We start from the raw sequence: 16,255 nt of genomic DNA on the forward strand, positions 1-16,255 counted from the left end.
GGCCCCAATCAGATCCTGCTCAAGGTGCTGGCTGCGGGGTGTGCCGCACGGATTTTGCACATTCATGACGGGGAACTCGGCGAGCCCAAGCTGCCTCTGGTGCTCGGCCACGAGATCGTCGGGCGGGTGGAGGCGCTGGGATCCGGCGTGACCGGGTTCGCCATAGGAGAGCGCGTCGGCGTGCCGTGGCTCGGCTACACGGATGGCACCTGCCGCTACTGCCGCGACGGCCACGAGAATCTGTGCGATCACCCGCGCTTCACCGGCTATCAGATCGACGGCGGCTATGCCGCCTACACGGTGGCGGACGCGCGCTACTGCTTCACGCTGCCGGAGGGCTACACCGACGCGGAAGCCGCGCCGCTCTTGTGTGCCGGACTGATCGGCTATCGCTCGCTGAAGATGGCAGACGACGCGCTGCAAGGTGAAACCAAGCGGCTCGGCATTTACGGCTTCGGTGCGGCGGCCCATATCGTTGCGCAGGTCGCGCGTCATCAGGGGTGCGAGATCTACGCCTTCACCAGCCCCGGCGATACCCAAGGCCCAAGACTTCGCACGCTCACTCGGGGCAGTCTGGGCTGGAGGCTCCGACGAAGCGCCGCCGGACAAGCTCGACGCGACGATCATCTTCGCCCCCGTCGGAGCGCTGGTGCCGGCGGCACTGCGCGCGCTTCGGAAAGGCGGCGTCGTGGTCTGCGGCGGCATCCATATGAGCGACATCCCGCAATTCCCCTATGACATCTTATGGGAAGAGCGCGTGATCCGTTCGGTGGCCAATCTCACCCGCGACGACGCGCGGGCGTTTCTTGCGCTCGCGCCGAAGGTACCGGTGAAAACCACGGTCGTGCCGATGAAGCTCGCAGAGGCCAACACGGCGCTCGACGATTTGCGCGCGGGCCGTTTAACCGGCGCCGCGGTGCTCATCCCTTGAACGCCACTTGAGAGCGCTATTTGTCCTTGCCGACTTCGATATCAACACCGTCGCCCTTGGTGATCGAACCTTCGAATCCGGGCACGTCGATTTTCACCACCTCTTGCTGCTGCCGGTAATAGAGATAACCGAGCACGCCGACGCCGATCAGGGCGGCAACAAGAAGAACGACGAGGATTGGATTCGTCCCCGATTGGCGGGTGCCTTCAGCCATGGAAGTTCCTCCAGGTCACAGTTTCGAACGCGAAACGCAGGGCCCGCGGCGCCGGTTCCGACTGGGGAGACGGGAGGGCTCGCGTCAAATCCATTAGCACGCCGCAATCGCCCCTAATACTATTGGAGGATTGCGGCATAAGGATTTTTTGGGCCTTTCCACGGTCGGGAGCGGCCATCACGGCCGGCGGCTAAAATGACCAGAATCCTGATCGTTGACGACCACCCGATGTTCCGCGAGGCGCTGCGCGGTGCGATCAAGTTCGCTCTCGCCGACGCGAGATCTTCGAAGCCGGCAGTATCGAGACCGCCCGCGATGCCCTTCGCGGCGAAAGCGGGATCGAGATCATTCTGCTTGATCTTTCCTTGCCCGGCACCTCCGGTTTCGACGGATTGGTTCTGTTGCGCTCATCATTCCCGCGAATCCCAATCTTGATCGTGTCCGGTTTGGACGACCCCAGGATCGTGCACGAGGCGATCCGGCTCGGCGCCGCCGGTTTCGTCCCCAAATCCGTCGACAAGTCGACGCTGGCGAAGGCGCTTTCCGAAGTGCTGAGCGGGTCGGTGTTCATACCAGATGACTTGGCGCCGCCTCTGCCGGGGCCTTGCGCGGCACCGGGTTCAAGCGACATCGCCACGCGCCTTGCAGAGCTGACACCGGCGCAGCTGCGCGTGCTCCATCTGCTCCGGCTCGGCCGATTGAACAAGCAAATCGCTCACGAACTCGGCGTCAGCGAGACCACGGTGAAGGCGCATGTGTCGGAGATCTTGCGCAAGCTCAACGTGGTGAGCCGGACGCAGGCCGTGATCGAGACGGCGCAACTCGACTTCGAGACGATCCTCGGCGGCGACTCCGCGCAACCTCGCAACTAGACCCGCGCGCTACCCTGCCGCGCCAGAAGATGGGTCATCAGCGCGCGAAGCTCGGCCGGCTTAATCGGCTTGTGCATCAGCTCACAGCCGGCCGCGAGAACGTCGGCGGCGACCGCAGTGCTATGGTCCGCCGTAAGCACCACGGCCGGAATGTCACGACCGGCGAGCCGGCGCACTTCTTCCAAGGCCGCGAGCCCCGTCTGGCCGTCGTCGAGATGGTAGTCGGCCAGAACGACATCCGGCGGACGCTTCAGCTCCGCCAAGAGCGGCGCGATATCGTTTAGCCCGTGGGCCATGAAGGTCCGGCATGACCAGCGCTCCAGCAGCCGCGCCGTAGCCTCCCGAACGTCGCGATCGTTCTCGATCAGCAGCACTATGGCGCCGGTCGCCGTCTGGGCGCCCACCGGCTGCTCCGCCGCAGCATGCGCCCCGCGTGCCACGGCGCCCACATGTGGCATGTCGAGCCGGAAGGTCGAGCCCTTGCCGATCTCCGACTTGACGACGAGTGAATGGCCCAGAGCCTGCACTGTGCGCTGCACGATGGCGAGCCCGAGCCCAAGCCCCGTATGCGTCCCTCCGGCGGCGGCCGCGCCCCGGTAGAACTCCTCGAAGATCGTGTCGCGCTCGTTCTCCGAAATCCCGCTTCCGGTGTCGACGACGTCGATGAAGCACTGCGTCCCTCGCCTCCGTACGCCGACGACGACGCCTCCCGAGTCCGTGTAGCGCACGGCGTTGGACACGAGGTTTTGCAGCACCCGCAAGAGCAGCATCGGGTCGCTCCGCACAAGTAGCCCGCAGGGCGCACTTTGAGCTTGAGCCCCTTGGCGGCAGCTTGCGGCGCGAAGCTCGCCTCAAGCATCGACAGCACATCGTCCAACGGAAACGCCCGCACCTCCGGCTTCACCACCCCTGCATCCAGCTTGGAGATGTCGAGGAGCGTCTTGATGAGATCTTCAATCGTCTGAAGCGATTGGTCGATTTGACCCGCAAGAGATCGCGCGTCGTCAGTCGCCTGCAACTCCGAAAGCACCGAGATGGAAAGCCGGGCGGCGTTCAGCGGCTGCAGCAGGTCGTGGCTGGCGGCGGCGAGAAAGCGCGTCTTGCTGAGATTGGCACGCTCAGCCTCGTCCTTAGCGACGACCAACGCCTCGTTGGACCCTTCGAGCCGGCGCAAGACGGACGTCAGCTCCTCCGTGCGCGAGCGAACCTTTGCTTCCAAGCCGATCGCTGTCTGGAACAACGAGAACGCGTTGCCCTGCTGGTCCATGGACCGCTCGACCCGGTCCATCAGAACCGCGTTGATCTTGCTGAGCTTATCCAGCCGCCGCACCAAGGCAGCCGGATCTTCCTCCGTCGAAGGCTCGCCCTCACCCCATTGGATCGACATGCTTCAAGTCCCCAGGGCGCCATTGCGTTGATGGCCGATGGCGACGCCGGTGAAAGTCTGGTTCAGGTGCATCGCGTTGAACTGCTCACCGTAGGTATGAAACCCGGCGACGTTGTAGCGCCGGTAGAGGTCGCTGATCATATGCTTTACCTGCCGGTTCTCAGCATCGAGCCTCCGGAGAACGCACTCGAATCCGAGCACGAGATCAACACCGCCGATCGCCGCATCCAGCCGTTCGAGCTCGGCAGCCATGGATTTCACCATATCCTTGGGCTCGGCAACGGTGAGCACGACGCCGTCATCGATCGCGCAGAAGAAGGAGAGCGAATTGTCCGGGTTCACACGTTGAATCGACCGGCAGTAGTAGTCGCCGCCAATGCGCACGATCACGGGATGCGCCGCAAAGCTCATGGGCGCCAAGGAGCTCGGCTCCACACCCACGGCGTTTGCATATTCGAGGGCCGCCGGTTCCGCGTTCAGCTCGAACACGGTTCGGCTTTCCGCGTCGGACGCGGTCACCACCAACTTCGTACCGGTGGGCTCGAAGTGATCGTGATTGAAGCTGCACACAGGGTGATTGGTCTCAACGAGGAGGAGCAATGCCGCGTCGTGATAGACGTTTCCATCATGAAGAAGGCTCGTTCCCGTCAGCGCGAGACCGTCGCCGGCCGATCCGCCGACCAGCGGAATGTCATCAAGGGCCCAGCCAATCGCCGATACGATGACCTCCTCGCCATTGGACAGACCGTCGATGAGCGACACCGCGAATCGATTTGCATAGCGGCCACCGCCAAGACGATCGAGCCCGGCCCGCAAGGATCGTACGGCCTCTGTTCCCCTCTCCACGGTGAGGCCGCGTACATCGGGAATGATCTCGCTGACGAAGTTGAAATCGTTCCTGGGGAAAGCCACGACCAGAACGCTGCCGTCGCCGAAGCCCGCGGGCGTGATTTCCCCGGCTGTGCTGCAGCCCGCAATCGGAAGTCCATCGAACTGCTGCGCAAAGGCCGCACACAGAGGCTCTGCCGCATAGCGCTGTGAGAAAAAGACAAGGAGCTGGCCGAGATTCTCCCGGTCGATGAGGCGAGCAAGCTCGGAGACGGCAGCCTCCGGCGACTCCGCGCTTGTCCAAGCTGTTTGGACACCGCAGGCATGACGCTTTGCTCGAGCCCCGCACTGCACGCGTTTTCTCCCACGACCCCAAACACGTTTCATTTTCTTCTGATTCAGGTCAGCGGACCTGCGAGGGTTCGGGGGGCACTTCGTGCCATTGATCCAAAGTAGAATATCACCCTGCGGTTCGCCTCGGTAGTCTGCGAAGTAGGCTACGCGCGGCACCAAACGACCGTGCGAAGCCCTTCAGGGAAGCGCTCGCGCCAGGCGCGGGCAAGATTAGCAGGGGAATGGACATGCTCGGGGGACCGAACAAATCATACAGCCGTATTGCGACTGCCGCCGCGCTTGGTTTGACGCTCGGTGGCTACGCCATGAGCACGCCGGCCAAAGCGGCGGATCTGGGCGGCGACTGCTGCGCAGATCTCGAGGAGCGGGTGGCGGAGCTTGAAGCAACGACCGTCCGCAAGGGCAACAAAAAAGTCACCGTGACCGTTTCCGGTTGGGTCGTAAAGACCATGAACTGGTGGGACGACGGCGGCGGCGGCAACTTCGCGGTGGGCGACAAGGACTATGACCTGGGTAGCCGCCTCAATATCAGCGGCAGCGCGACGATCGCTCCGGGCTGGTCCGGCGGCTACAACCTGACCATCCTGCTCCGGCCGATGTGTTCGGCTTCGCCGCCAACCAGGTTAACGACTTGGTGAACAACAACGTCAGCACGCTTTATTCGTATATCTACGTCAAGAGCGACACCTGGGGCACGTTGAACTGGGGCACTCTGAGCCCCGCCTCGGACAATGCCGCCGTTCTCGCCGACATTTCGGGCACGGTGATCGAGTCCAACGGTCCATGGTTCGAGGGCCCGGGCTTCTTCCTGCGGCCATCCGGCAACAACGGATTGGCCGCACTGACCTGGACGAGCTTCCTAAGCTGCAACGCGCTTGGGGCCGGCATCGGCGTCGATTGCTGGGGCGCGGCGCAGCCGGCCGTCCGCTACGACACGCCGACCTTCGGCGGCTTCCGGGTCGAGACCTCGTACGGCACCAATAGGTTTTCCGGTGCCGGCGTCATACCCTCATCCAGCAACAACTTCTGGGATATCGCCGCGTTCTATAACGGCGACTGGGGCGACTTCAAAGTCTCCGCGGCCTACTCCTACACCTGGGTCGAGACCGCGGTGTTTACGAGCACCCAGTCCGACATCAACCAAGCCGGCGCGACCGTCATGCACGTTCCAACCGGGCTTGGCCTCTACGGCATGTACCAGAACGAGGACGCGGCCGGTGCGCCGACGACCGACGCTTGGTATCTGAAGCCTTTCATCAAGCGGACCTGGAATCCGCTGGGCGCCACGATCCTCTACGGCGAGTGGGCGCGGTATGACGACCAGTACGCATCCCTGGTCGGCGCGGATATCTGCGCCGCCGGCGGCTTCGGTCTCGGCACCGGCGTTGGCGCCTTCTGCGGCGGCAACGCGGCAAACACGGTCGCCGTCAACGGCTCCGAGATGGAGCGTTTCGGACTGGGCGTCGTGCAGGAGATCGACTCCGCGGCGATGCACCTGTTCGCGCGCTGGCAGCACCAAGATGCCGATGTCGACTTCGTCGGCACCAACGTGAACGGGGTCAACTCGTCGGTCCGTCAGGATTTCGAGAACTGGGACCTGTTCCAGCTTGGCGGCATCATTTTCTTCTAATTCTCCACCCAAACTAAAAGCCTAATCCCAACTTGAGCCGCCCCTCCCGGGGCGGCTTTTTCTTTTGCTTTTTCTTTCCCTCACCCTTTGGTCCAAAGTACAATTTCCCCCGATACGCGCTCCGCATAGGCTCCTCCGCGAGCCAAGGACACATCGTTCCAGGGCCCGCCGGCCCTTGCTTGAAGGGCGCGGACAGGCTCGAAAATCGGCGGAAATAAGCCAATAAGCCTAGCCTTTAGGGAGGTTCCCATGCTTCATCAGGTGATCGAGACTTTGAACTCGCAGGTCGCCCTGCGGACCCGCTACGACAACTTCATCGGCGGCGACTGGGTCGCGCCCACCGACGGCCGCTACTTCGACAATATCAGCCCGGTCACCGGCAAGCCGGTCTGCCAGGTCGCGCGGTCTCAAGCGGCCGATGTCGAGCTGGCGCTCGACGCCGCCCACAAGGCGAAAGATGCCTGGGGCAGGACGTCGCCGACCGAGCGCTCCATGTTCCTCAACAAGATCGCCGACCGCATGCAGGAGAACCTGGTGCTGCTGGCGACGGTGGAGACCATCGACAACGGCAAGCCGATCCGCGAGACGCGCATGGCCGACATTCCGCTGGCCATCGACCATTTCCGCTATTTCGCGGGGTGCATTCGCGCGCAGGAAGGAAGCCTCAGCGAGATCGATCACGACACTGTCGCCTACCACTACCATGAGCCGCTGGGCGTGGTCGGCCAGATCATTCCGTGGAATTTCCCGATCCTCATGGCCTGCTGGAAGCTGGCGCCGGCGCTCGCGGCAGGCAATTGCATCGTGATGAAACCCGCCGAGCAGACACCGATGTCGATCATGGTGTTGATGGACGTCATCGGCGACATCCTGCCCGCCGGCGTGCTGAACGTGATCAACGGCTTCGGCGTCGAAGCCGGCAAGCCGCTCGCCCAGAACAAGCGCATCGCCAAGATCGCGTTCACCGGCGAGACCACCACCGGCCGCCTCATCATGCAGTATGCCTCCGAGAACTTGATCCCGGTGACGCTCGAGCTTGGCGGCAAGTCGCCGAACATTTTCTTCGACGACGTCATGGCGGAGGACGACGACTTCTTCGACAAGGCGCTCGAAGGCTTCGCCATGTTCGCGCTGAACCAGGGCGAGGTGTGCACCTGTCCGTCGCGCGCGCTGGTGCAGAAGTCGATCTACGACCGCTTCATGGAGAAGGCCATCGCCCGGGTGAACCGGGTCAAGCAAGGCAACCCGCTCGAGGCCAGCACCATGATCGGCGCCCAGGCCTCCAACGATCAGCTGGAGAAGATCCTCTCTTATATCGATATCGGCCAGAAGGAAGGCGCCAAGGTGCTGACCGGCGGCGCGCGCAACGTGCTCGAAGGCGACCTCTCCGAGGGCTACTACGTGAAGCCCACGGTGTTCGAGGGCCACAACAAGATGCGCATCTTCCAGGAGGAGATCTTCGGGCCCGTGCTGTCGGTCACCACCTTCGAGGACGAGGACGAAGCGCTCGAGATCGCCAACGACACGCTTTACGGGCTCGGCTCCGGCGTGTGGACCCGCGACATCAACCGGGCCTATCGCTTCGGTCGCGGCATCCAGGCCGGACGCGTGTGGACCAATTGCTACCACCTCTATCCGGCGCACGCGGCTTTGGCGGCTATAAGAAGTTCGGGCATCGGACGCGAGAACCACAAGATGATGCTCGACCACTACCAGCAGACCAAGAACGTGCTGGTGAGCTACAGCCCCAAAGCGCTCGGGTTCTTCTAGGAGCGGCGTGACTGAGGAAAGCGGCGAAAGCGCCAAAGACCGAGCCGGCCTTGTCGCCTGGGCTTGGCGCAACCGGCCAGAACTTTGGCTGCTCGGCGGGGTGTTCCTCGCCGGGCTGCTGCTTCTTGTCTTCGGGCAAATCGCCGAGGAGGTCGCGAAGGCGACACCACCTGGTTCGACCGGGCGGTGCTGCTTGCCTTGCGAAACCCGGCCGATCACGCCGATCCGCTCGGCCCGGCGTGGCTGGAGGAAGCAGCCCGCGACGTCACCGCGCTCGGCAGCTATTCGGTGCTCGGCATCGTCGTCGTGGCGGCAATTGCTTATCTGCTTCTCGTCAAGCGCTCGGGAGCGGCCCTCTGGGTGCTCGCGTCCGTCTTGGGCGGGATGCTCCTGAGCAACGTTCTGAAGCACAGCTTCGCTCGGCCGCGGCCGGACCTCGTGGCCCACGCGGCTCAGGTCTTCTCGCCGAGCTTTCCCAGCGGTCACGCCATGCTCTCCGCCGTAACCTATCTCACGATCGGCGCGCTTCTCGCCGGCATGCACGACTCCCGGCGGCTGAAGGTGTTCTTCCTCGGGCTTGCCATCTTCATCACCGTGATCGTCGGTCTCACCCGCGTCTATCTCGGGGTGCATTACCCGACGGACGTGCTGGCCGGCTGGTGCCTCGGAGCCGCCTGGGCCGCCATCTGCTGGACAGTTTTCCATTGGCTGCAAAGGCGCGGTACAATTCGTCCCGCAACACACGACGCGCTTGACGAAGGAGACCGGACCGATGGTCGATAGGGTTCTGGCGACGGACGCGGCGCTCGATCTGATCGAGACGCTGAAGAAGCAGCACGGGCCGCTGATGTTTCATCAGTCGGGCGGATGCTGCGACGGCTCCGCGCCCATGTGCTACCCGGCGGACGAGTTCAAGGTCGGCGGCAGCGACGTGCGTCTCGGCGAGATCGGCGGCAGCCCGTTCTTTATGAGCGCCGACCAATTCGACTACTGGAAGCACACCCAGCTCATCATCGACGTGGTGCCGGGGCGCGGCTCGGGCTTCTCCTTGGAAGCGCCCGAGGGGTTGCGGCTTTCTGACACGCAGCCGCGTGTCACCGACGAAGAGGCCGACGCGCTGGCCGGCGAGGGCTGAGGCCTGTCCTAGTCGCTGAAGAACCGGCGCAGCGGCCGACCTCACGCTTGAACGCACGCTTCGCGGACTTGCCGGACGATGTCGACTTTTTGGGTGCCGGCTCGGCAACCGGATCCACCGGGCCGCTTCGGGCTTCGCCTCGGGCGGCGGCGGCACGTCGCCGGTCGCTGTGGCGAGCGCACCGGTCGTCCCTTCGCTCGGCGTGGCGTCCGCTTCCTGCTTGCACTTCGGGGCTTCGCCCTCCGGCCCGCCGGCTATGGCCGACGCGCCGGGACCACAAAAGGGTTGGTCTCGACCGCCCTTTCATTCTTCTCGACGCATTGTTCGAGACGCTCGAAGGCGGCCGAACTTCCATCGAGCGGCACCTCGATGGTGGCACCAGCGGCCACCACATTGAGCGCGTTCGCCGCCCGCAGGCCGGAGACGAATTTCGCATCGCCCACGTCCATGGACACCGAGCTTGCCTCGGCGGCGACTTCCCGGTCCCAGCTTTGCGGGCCGAGCTTCATGGTGACGGGATAGTTCTTGCCGGTCTCGAGCTTCCAATTCGGCGAGGACAGCATGAGCGACAGTCCCTCCCCGGTTCGCACGAAGGTGACGGCGATATCGTCGTCGAGGGTTCGGCTGATGGCGCAACGGTCGAATTCATCGTTCTTGTAGACCGCCTCGATCTCCCAAGAGCCGACGCTCTCGCTTTCCGCTGCCGCAGTGCCGACCGTAAGGCCAAGCAGCGGCGTGGACAGGAGCAAGACTCTCAACGCTTCGGTCGTTCTTCGCGGCATGAATGGTCCCTCCGCTGATTGCCCGATCGGGTCCTAAACGTGGGGTAAGCGTGCGCGACCGGCGCGCTCTTTCTCGACCCGACGCTCAAGATGGCGTTCCAGCAAGCGTGCGTTCTTGCGGTTTGCTTTGAAGGCAAAGTCGAAGAAGTCCCCGACGATCGGGATCAAGCCGATGACGAAGTCAATAGCGACATTGCCGAGCATGCGGCCAAGCACAAGCGGCGATGCCTTGGTCTGCCAAGCGTGATGCACGATCATGAGTGAGATGGCGCCGGTGACGGCATCGCCGACTCCCGGAAAAAGCCCAAGCACGGAGTCCCAACCGAAACGCATGGGCGTGCCGGGGATGGAGAAATTGCTGTCCATGAGATTGGCGAGCCATTTCGCCTGGGCCAGCCGCTCCTCGTCGCTGATGGCGGCCGTGTCGACTCGCAGAAACTCCGCCGCAGCAGCAGCAAAGGCCTGGTCGCCGTAAACATTCGCCCTGTCGCTCATGAATCATCCTCCCGCGCGACCGCACGCCACGCTCCGGAAAATCAACGTCCTCAATGCAAGGAAGTTCCGCGTTCTACGAGGAGGAGCCGCTGATCTCGACCACGACAGGTTCACCCGGGGTTTCCCCATCGGACTTGGTCGGCGAGAGAACGCCGCCGACGTCGCCAATCATGGCCTTGGCGATCTCGTGCTCGCCCATGACCACGAGGTTAGCGCCGTGGCTGATCAAATGGTCGATCTCCTCTTCGGAGTGGGCGCGGGCGATAATCGGCAAGATGGCATTGAGGGCGCGGGCCTGCTGCACCACCTGGCCGCCTCGAAGGCATCGGGAATGGCGACGAGCAGGCAGCGCGCTTCGGGGAGATTGGCGGACTGAATGACCTCGGGGTCCGCGCCGTTGCCGTTCACTGCCTCGATACCGTGCTCCTTAAGATCCGCCACGTCGTCGGCATTGTCCTCGATAATGTAGAGCGGCGTGCCGCGCTCGCGCAGCGTCTTGGAGATGAACTTGCCGACCCGACCATGACCCACCAGCACAACGTGATCGGTGAGGGACGTGGGGCGGATCGGCTCGCGCGTCGGCGTCGCCTCTTCTTCTTCGGACGCGATCTCGTGTCTCGGGGCCGCGGCGTCCGCCGCTTCTGCCGCCGCCCTTTCGCGACGGGCGAAATAGGCATCAAGGGCGGCGAATAGGATCGGGTTGAGCAGGATGGAGATGATGGCGCCGGCGATGATGAGGTCGCGCCCCTCGGCCGGAAGCACGCCGAGCCGCATGCCGAGGCTTGCCAGGATGAAGGAGAACTCGCCGATCTGCGCCAGCGAGACGGAGATCACGAACGCGGCGTCGCGCGTGTGCTTGAACACGCGCACCACGAGAAAGGCGGCGGCAGACTTGGCCACGATGATGATCAGCACCGTGGCGATCACGGCGAGCGGCGCGTCGGCCATGATGGCCGGATGGAACAGCATGCCCACGGAGACGAAGAACAGCACCGCGAAGGCGTCGCGCAAGGGCAGCGACTCGGTCGCGGCCTGCTGGCTCAACTGAGATTCACTCAGCATCATGCCGGCGAAGAAGGCGCCGAGCGCCAGGGAAACGCCAAACAGCTCCGCCGCCAGGAAGGCGAAGCCCAGCGCAATTGACAACACAGCCAACCGGAACAGCTCGCGGCTGCCGGTATGGGCCACGTAATGCAGAAGCATGGGGATCAGCTTCTTGCCGACGAGCAGCATGGCCACGGAGAAGATGACGAGCTTGCCGATGACCTCGGCCGCCTGGCGCAGCATGGTGGCCGTGTCCGGGGGGGCCTCGCCCTCAAACAGGCCGGTGAGGGCCGGCAGCAGCACCAGGGCGAGCACCATGGCAATGTCCTGGACGATCAGCCAGCCGACAGTGATCTTGCCGCGCTCGGTGTCGATCAGGCGGCGTTCCTGCAACATGCGCAGCAGGACCACGGTGCTCGCCACGGACAAGGCAAGCCCGAAGATAAAGCCGGCGGCGGGGCTCCAGCCGAGCCCCCAGCCGACGGCCATGCCGAGCGGCGTGGCAATGAGCCCCTGAAGGACGGCGCCGGAAATGGCGATGGCGCGGACGGACAGAAGGTCTTGCACCGAAAAATGGAGCCCTACGCCGAACAGCAAGAGGATGACGCCGACCTCGGCCAGCTGGTTGGCGATGTTCTGATCGGCGCCCACCCCGGGCGCGAAGCCGATGGCCACGCCCGCGATCAGATATCCGACCAAAGGCGGCAATTTCAGGCGGTGGGCAAGGAGGCCGAGGCTGAAGGCGAGCACGAGGCCAATCGTCAGGGTCGAAACGAGCGGCGGCACGTGCAGCATTGTTAAGAAAGGCCTTCTGCTGGAGATCGTTCGCGACGGCGAACCCCTTTGTCACCTTAGCGTGACAACGAATTGTGGCGGCGGCAATCCCTCCCGTCCAGCAAAGGCCCGCCGATAGGGTTGCGGAAACCCTTTCGTGCGGCATTTAACGCCGTTCGGCATCTCTCCTTGACAGTTCAGGGCCGCATCTCCATGTTGCAGCTACACTGATTGCTCGCGATCGCGCGAAGCTGCCACAACTGTTTTTGCGGCGCCTCATCCCGAGACAATTTCCCGATTTTCGTCTGCCCCCAGATAGCGCGTGGGGTGAGGCAAGCGTCCTCACGGCACCGCACGTCTATGCGCCCGTGGCCGGACGTCCAAGGAACATTGCTTGACACCTTCTTTCGATTCGCTCGGCTTGGCCGAGCCGCTGCGGCTTGCGCTTAAGGCCGAAAACTATCAAACGCCGACCCCCATTCAGGTTCAGGCGATTCCCATTCTCACCCAGGGCAAGGACCTGCTCGGCGTCGCCGAGACCGGCTCCGGCAAGACCGCGGCCTTCGCCCTGCCCTTGCTGCACAACCTCTTTCTCGACGCCTCACCGCGTGTGCCCAGCGCGCCGCGGGCGCTCATCCTGGCGCCGACACGGGAGCTCGCCGGTCAGATCGGCGACCGGATCAACGCTTACGGGCGCCATCTGAAGCTGCGCTCGGCCGTAATCTTCGGCGGCGTCGGCCAAGGGCAGCAGGTCAAGGCGCTGAAAGCGGGCGTGGATATCTTGATCGCCACGCCGGGCCGCCTGCTCGACCTCTGCAATCAGCGCCATGTGCGGCTCGACAAGGTCCAGATCCTCGTTCTCGACGAGGCCGACCGGATGCTCGACATGGGCTTCATCCATGACGTGCGCAAAATCGTGGGCGCCTGTAGCAAGGACCGCCAAACGCTGCTGTTCTCGGCGACCATGCCGCCGTCGATCGCCAAGCTCGCCCAGGACATTCTGCGGGAGCCGGTGCGCATCGACATCTCGCGGAGCAAGGTTGCGGTCGACCGTGTGGCGCAAAGCGTCTACTTCGTCGGCGCCCAGGACAAGCGGACGTTGCTGACCGACCTGCTAAAGGCCCAAGAGATGGGCCAAGCGATCGTGTTCACGCGCACCAAGCGCGGCGCCGACCGGGTTTGCCGCCATCTCGTGCAAAACGGCCTGACCGCCGAAGCGCTGCACGGCAACAAGGCCCAGAACGCACGCGTGCGCACGCTCAACGGCTTTCGCTCCGGTAAGGTGCGCGTGCTGGTGGCCACCGACATCGCCGCGCGCGGCATCGACGTTCCGGGCATCTCCCACGTCATCAATTACGAATTGCCGAACGAGCCGGAAAGCTACGTGCACCGCATCGGCCGCACCGCCCGCGCCGGCGCACAAGGCATTGCCCTGTCGCTGTGCGACAACAGCGAGCGGCCTTATCTCAAGGCCATCGAACGGCTGATGCGTACGATGTCGAGATCGCCGACCATCGTCTCGCCGTGGCGGACGAGACGCCGGCTCCCGAGCCTCGGCGGAGCGCGCCGGCAAGCAAGCCCGCCAGACGCGCCGGCGCTATCGTGGCGGCCGCCCGAACGGCGCGGCCCCTGCCCCCGCCAAATCATCCAACCACCGCCGTATGGAGGCTCCACTATGAGCAAGTCCTCCCCCTCACGCATGTCAGCGGCCCGGCGCAATGCCGAGACGATCCTCAGTCAGAGCCGCAAGCGCCAGGAAAGCTTCAAGCAGGAGCAGCAGCAGGCGCAAGATGCCATGACCCTGAAGACCACGCGCTTGCGCGAGCTTCGCCTGGCCAAGGAGGCCGCCGATCAGGAGGCCGCCGATGCCGCGCCGGCCCCGCGCCGAAGCGCTCCAAGGTGCGCCGGTCGAAGCAAACCTAAACACGGAGGCCCCGATAGATGGCATTCAAACCCAACTACAATTTCCAGAAGGCCGAGCGCAGCCGGGCCAAGGCGCAGAAGAAGCAAGAGAAGCTGAAGCGCCTGCAAGACGAAGCCGCCAAACGCAAGGCCGAGCGGGGCGACGACCCCGAGACGGAAGCGGCCGGCGAGGCCGCCGAAGCGAGCACGGACGAAGCCTAGCCGGAGTTTGGAGCGTCATGGCACGGAAACAACAGGCACGCCCCAGCGGCTACGTCCTATTCGACGTGGTCTATGAGGACGGCACGCAGACGTCGAACCGCAAGGTGCCGGCGACCGAACTCGGCGGCCTGGACGGCGACGCGCCGGCGCGCACCATTATCGAGGACCAAGACCAGAAGATTGCCGAGATGTCCGGCAACCGGCGGTCGCGCATCAAATCCCTCGCCCGGGCGGGCAAGGCCAAAGTCAAAGCCGCCTCTTAGCCGCTCAGACCCTCAAATAGCCGCTCAGACCCTCAAAAAAATGGCTTAAGTCGCGCCAGCGGGATAGTTCCCTCGGCCCTGGCCTGGACTATAGTGTGGCCCCGGCCGCGCAGGGTAGCGGCCCCGCATTTTTAGAAGCCGTTTCAGCCGCCGTTCAAGGCACATACCGTCTGGGAGGAAAGTTCATGCAGGTTCTCTTCGCCACTGTGAAGGGGTTGATGGCGCTCGGCGTCGCGATGCTGTTCATCGACGATGCGCGCGCTCAGGTTCCGATCGAGGAAGACGCCGGGACCATCACGATGACCGGCACTGTCGAGGAGATCGAGGTGCCGGAGCGGGTCCTCATGGTGGTCGGCCCCGGCGGTAACACGGTGGTCGGCGTCGTCAGTCCCGACGTGAAGGACATCAAAAAGATCAAGCTGAAAGATCAAATCACCATCCAGTACAGCCAGGAAGTCGCCGTGGCCTTGCGCCAGGCCGACGGGCCGCCCGCGGCCGCGCAGGACGGATTCGAGGCCAACGAGACCTCGGACATGGGCCTCGACGCGCCAACCGTGGCCGAGCAGGACTGGACGGAGATGACGCCCTCGGGCGGGGAGGCCGACCTCACCACCATCGAGGTCACCGATACGATCGCGGCCATCAACAAGCGCAAGCGCACCGTGAGCTTCGCCGGGACCGGCGGCAAGACGCGCACGATCTTCGTGCCGCCGAGCGTGCAGGGCTTCGATCAGCTCGAGGTTGGCGACATGATCGTGCTCGAAGTGACGCGCGCCTCGATCGTCAACGTCAAGATTTCTTAGACGCTTCACAGCGCAGAACGGCAAAAGACAGGGAGAGCGATCTCCCTGCCTTTTTTTTATGAGCAGAATACCAGGTGTGCGGCGCAGTCTTACATGGTGGAGGCGCCAACCACCTCGTGATCGGTGATGACGCATTGCCAGGCGCCGACGGCCGGGAACTCGTGCAGATCCTGCCGCTGCTGGAGGAACTGCATGGCGGCGAGGTAGCCGCCGTGGCCCATGCAGGCCGTGGGCGACATGGCGTCGGCGAGGAACTCCATTGGCACGGGCACGTCGATGCAGCCCGTGGCGATGAGCAAGGTCTTGCGCTCTTCAAGCGTCAGCGGCTTCTCGTCGTCGTACACCTTGCCCTGGTTGATAGGCTGAAGCGGCGTCTCCACGCCGCGGCACGCCTTCACAATGAGCTGCACATAGACGGTCTTTTCCTTGTCCTCGCCCATGCGCGTGGGTTGGTCGGCATCCTCCGCGGCGGCAGGACCGTAGGCCAGGGCGCTTAGCGCGAGCGCGGCAATCGCATGACGGATCATCGTCGGGTCTCTCGTGGAGAGCTGGCGGCCGCGCTCTCTTGATAGCTTACTGCGGCTGGCCGATGCCGCTTTGGGGCACATGCACCATTGTCCCGCGACTAGCGGGAAGGTTTATCCTACAGCCTTCCAACGCGCGAACCAAACCGAAGGTTGCAGGGCTTATTTGTGTGGCAGCAAGCCCTGCCTCGCGGCGGGGCTTTTTTTCTAGCGCGCCACCTCGTAGCCGAATTCGGCGGCGCTCGCGTCGAGCCAGCGCCAGAAGCTCGCGGCCACGCTGCGGAACAAGGCGATGTCGTAGGCTTGCTCGTCGCCCTCTCGCCAC

The 16,255-nt window shown here is 64.0% G+C and carries 16 protein-coding genes and 3 pseudogenes; 11 read left to right on the top strand and 8 right to left on the bottom strand.

All coding sequences use genetic code 11. The features are described from left to right. Nucleotides 1–931 (top strand): annotated as a pseudogene (locus AUC71_RS07480) (zinc-dependent alcohol dehydrogenase family protein); the annotation flags it as partial. Between the two features lie 16 nt (nt 932–947). On the opposite strand, the gene AUC71_RS07490 reads toward AUC71_RS07480, so the two are convergent. Beyond that, complete coding sequence (locus AUC71_RS07490; protein ID WP_069623769.1) at nt 948–1,145, bottom strand: hypothetical protein; 198 nt, start codon at nt 1,143–1,145, stop codon at nt 948–950. Between the two features lie 195 nt (nt 1,146–1,340). Here AUC71_RS07490 and AUC71_RS07495 point away from each other — a divergent pair. Continuing rightward, nucleotides 1,341–2,017: pseudogene (locus AUC71_RS07495) on the top strand (response regulator). Here the strand turns inward: AUC71_RS07495 and AUC71_RS07500 are convergent. Continuing rightward, nucleotides 2,014–3,404, bottom strand: a pseudogene (locus tag AUC71_RS07500) (ATP-binding response regulator). The pseudogenes AUC71_RS07495 and AUC71_RS07500 sit on opposite strands and share 4 nt — an antisense overlap. Nucleotides 3,405–3,407: 3 nt before the next feature. After that, nucleotides 3,408–4,586: an FIST N-terminal domain-containing protein gene (locus AUC71_RS07505; protein ID WP_141701529.1), complete on the bottom strand. Its 1,179-nt coding sequence runs from the start codon at nt 4,584–4,586 to the stop codon at nt 3,408–3,410. A gap of 227 nt (nt 4,587–4,813) precedes the next feature. Here AUC71_RS07505 and AUC71_RS07510 point away from each other — a divergent pair, with 227 nt between their 5' ends. The 5 genes from AUC71_RS07510 to AUC71_RS07530 all read left to right on the top strand — a co-directional run bounded on the left by AUC71_RS07510 (nt 4,814) and on the right by AUC71_RS07530 (nt 9,121). Then, a complete protein-coding gene (locus AUC71_RS07510) occupies nt 4,814–5,224 on the top strand; it encodes a hypothetical protein (RefSeq protein ID WP_158007749.1) in 411 nt (136 codons plus the stop codon). After that, on the top strand, nt 5,221–6,216 hold the full coding sequence (locus AUC71_RS07515) for a porin family protein (protein WP_069623772.1): 996 nt from the start codon (nt 5,221–5,223) through the stop codon (nt 6,214–6,216). The genes AUC71_RS07510 and AUC71_RS07515 overlap by 4 nt, the downstream gene beginning before the upstream one ends. 249 nt (nt 6,217–6,465) lie before the next feature. Next, nucleotides 6,466–7,986, top strand: a complete 1,521-nt coding sequence (gene adh, locus AUC71_RS07520; RefSeq protein ID WP_069623773.1) for an aldehyde dehydrogenase — start codon at nt 6,466–6,468, stop codon at nt 7,984–7,986. Nucleotides 7,987–8,172: 186 nt separating this feature from the next. Continuing rightward, nucleotides 8,173–8,769 carry a phosphatase PAP2 family protein gene (locus AUC71_RS07525; protein ID WP_069623774.1) on the top strand — a complete coding sequence of 199 codons (597 nt, stop codon included), beginning with the start codon at nt 8,173–8,175 and terminating at the stop codon, nt 8,767–8,769. Beyond that, complete coding sequence (locus AUC71_RS07530; RefSeq protein WP_069623775.1) at nt 8,759–9,121, top strand: DUF779 domain-containing protein; 363 nt, start codon at nt 8,759–8,761, stop codon at nt 9,119–9,121. The genes AUC71_RS07525 and AUC71_RS07530 overlap by 11 nt, the downstream gene beginning before the upstream one ends. 254 nt (nt 9,122–9,375) lie before the next feature. Here the strand turns inward: AUC71_RS07530 and AUC71_RS07535 are convergent, their stop codons facing one another. From AUC71_RS07535 to AUC71_RS07545, 4 genes are all read right to left on the bottom strand, one after another. Further along, on the bottom strand, nt 9,376–9,903 hold the full coding sequence (locus AUC71_RS07535; protein ID WP_141701531.1) for a hypothetical protein: 528 nt from the start codon (nt 9,901–9,903) through the stop codon (nt 9,376–9,378). Between the two features lie 33 nt (nt 9,904–9,936). Then, nucleotides 9,937–10,398, bottom strand: a complete 462-nt coding sequence (locus AUC71_RS07540) for a DUF4112 domain-containing protein (protein ID WP_069623777.1) — start codon at nt 10,396–10,398, stop codon at nt 9,937–9,939. A 73-nt stretch (nt 10,399–10,471) separates the two neighbouring features. After that, nucleotides 10,472–10,627, bottom strand: coding sequence for a hypothetical protein (locus tag AUC71_RS22950; protein WP_483127802.1), 156 nt, complete (start codon nt 10,625–10,627; stop codon nt 10,472–10,474). After that, nucleotides 10,624–12,237, bottom strand: coding sequence for a cation:proton antiporter domain-containing protein (locus AUC71_RS07545; RefSeq protein WP_069623778.1), 1,614 nt, complete (start codon nt 12,235–12,237; stop codon nt 10,624–10,626). The genes AUC71_RS22950 and AUC71_RS07545 overlap by 4 nt, the downstream gene beginning before the upstream one ends. 373 nt (nt 12,238–12,610) lie before the next feature. On the opposite strand from AUC71_RS07545, the gene AUC71_RS07550 reads away from it, so the two are divergent. The 4 genes from AUC71_RS07550 to AUC71_RS07565 all read left to right on the top strand — a co-directional run bounded on the left by AUC71_RS07550 (nt 12,611) and on the right by AUC71_RS07565 (nt 15,406). Continuing rightward, complete coding sequence (locus tag AUC71_RS07550; RefSeq protein ID WP_083238181.1) at nt 12,611–14,236, top strand: DEAD/DEAH box helicase; 1,626 nt, start codon at nt 12,611–12,613, stop codon at nt 14,234–14,236. Then, entirely contained in the window at nt 14,158–14,340 is a 183-nt protein-coding gene (locus AUC71_RS07555) for a hypothetical protein (RefSeq protein WP_069623780.1), read from the top strand. Before AUC71_RS07550 ends, AUC71_RS07555 begins: the two co-directional genes overlap by 79 nt. Before the next feature lie 17 nt (nt 14,341–14,357). Beyond that, complete coding sequence (locus tag AUC71_RS07560; protein ID WP_069623781.1) at nt 14,358–14,603, top strand: hypothetical protein; 246 nt, start codon at nt 14,358–14,360, stop codon at nt 14,601–14,603. Between the two features lie 185 nt (nt 14,604–14,788). Next, nucleotides 14,789–15,406: a hypothetical protein gene (locus AUC71_RS07565; RefSeq protein WP_069623782.1), complete on the top strand. Its 618-nt coding sequence runs from the start codon at nt 14,789–14,791 to the stop codon at nt 15,404–15,406. An 89-nt stretch (nt 15,407–15,495) separates the two neighbouring features. Here AUC71_RS07565 and AUC71_RS07570 read toward each other — a convergent pair whose 3' ends face one another. After that, entirely contained in the window at nt 15,496–15,933 is a 438-nt protein-coding gene (locus AUC71_RS07570; protein ID WP_069623783.1) for a hypothetical protein, read from the bottom strand. Nucleotides 15,934–16,255: the final 322 nt, after the last annotated feature.

This window comes from Methyloceanibacter marginalis (assembly GCF_001723295.1).
GTDB classification, from domain to species: Bacteria; Pseudomonadota; Alphaproteobacteria; order Rhizobiales; family Methyloligellaceae; genus Methyloceanibacter; species Methyloceanibacter marginalis.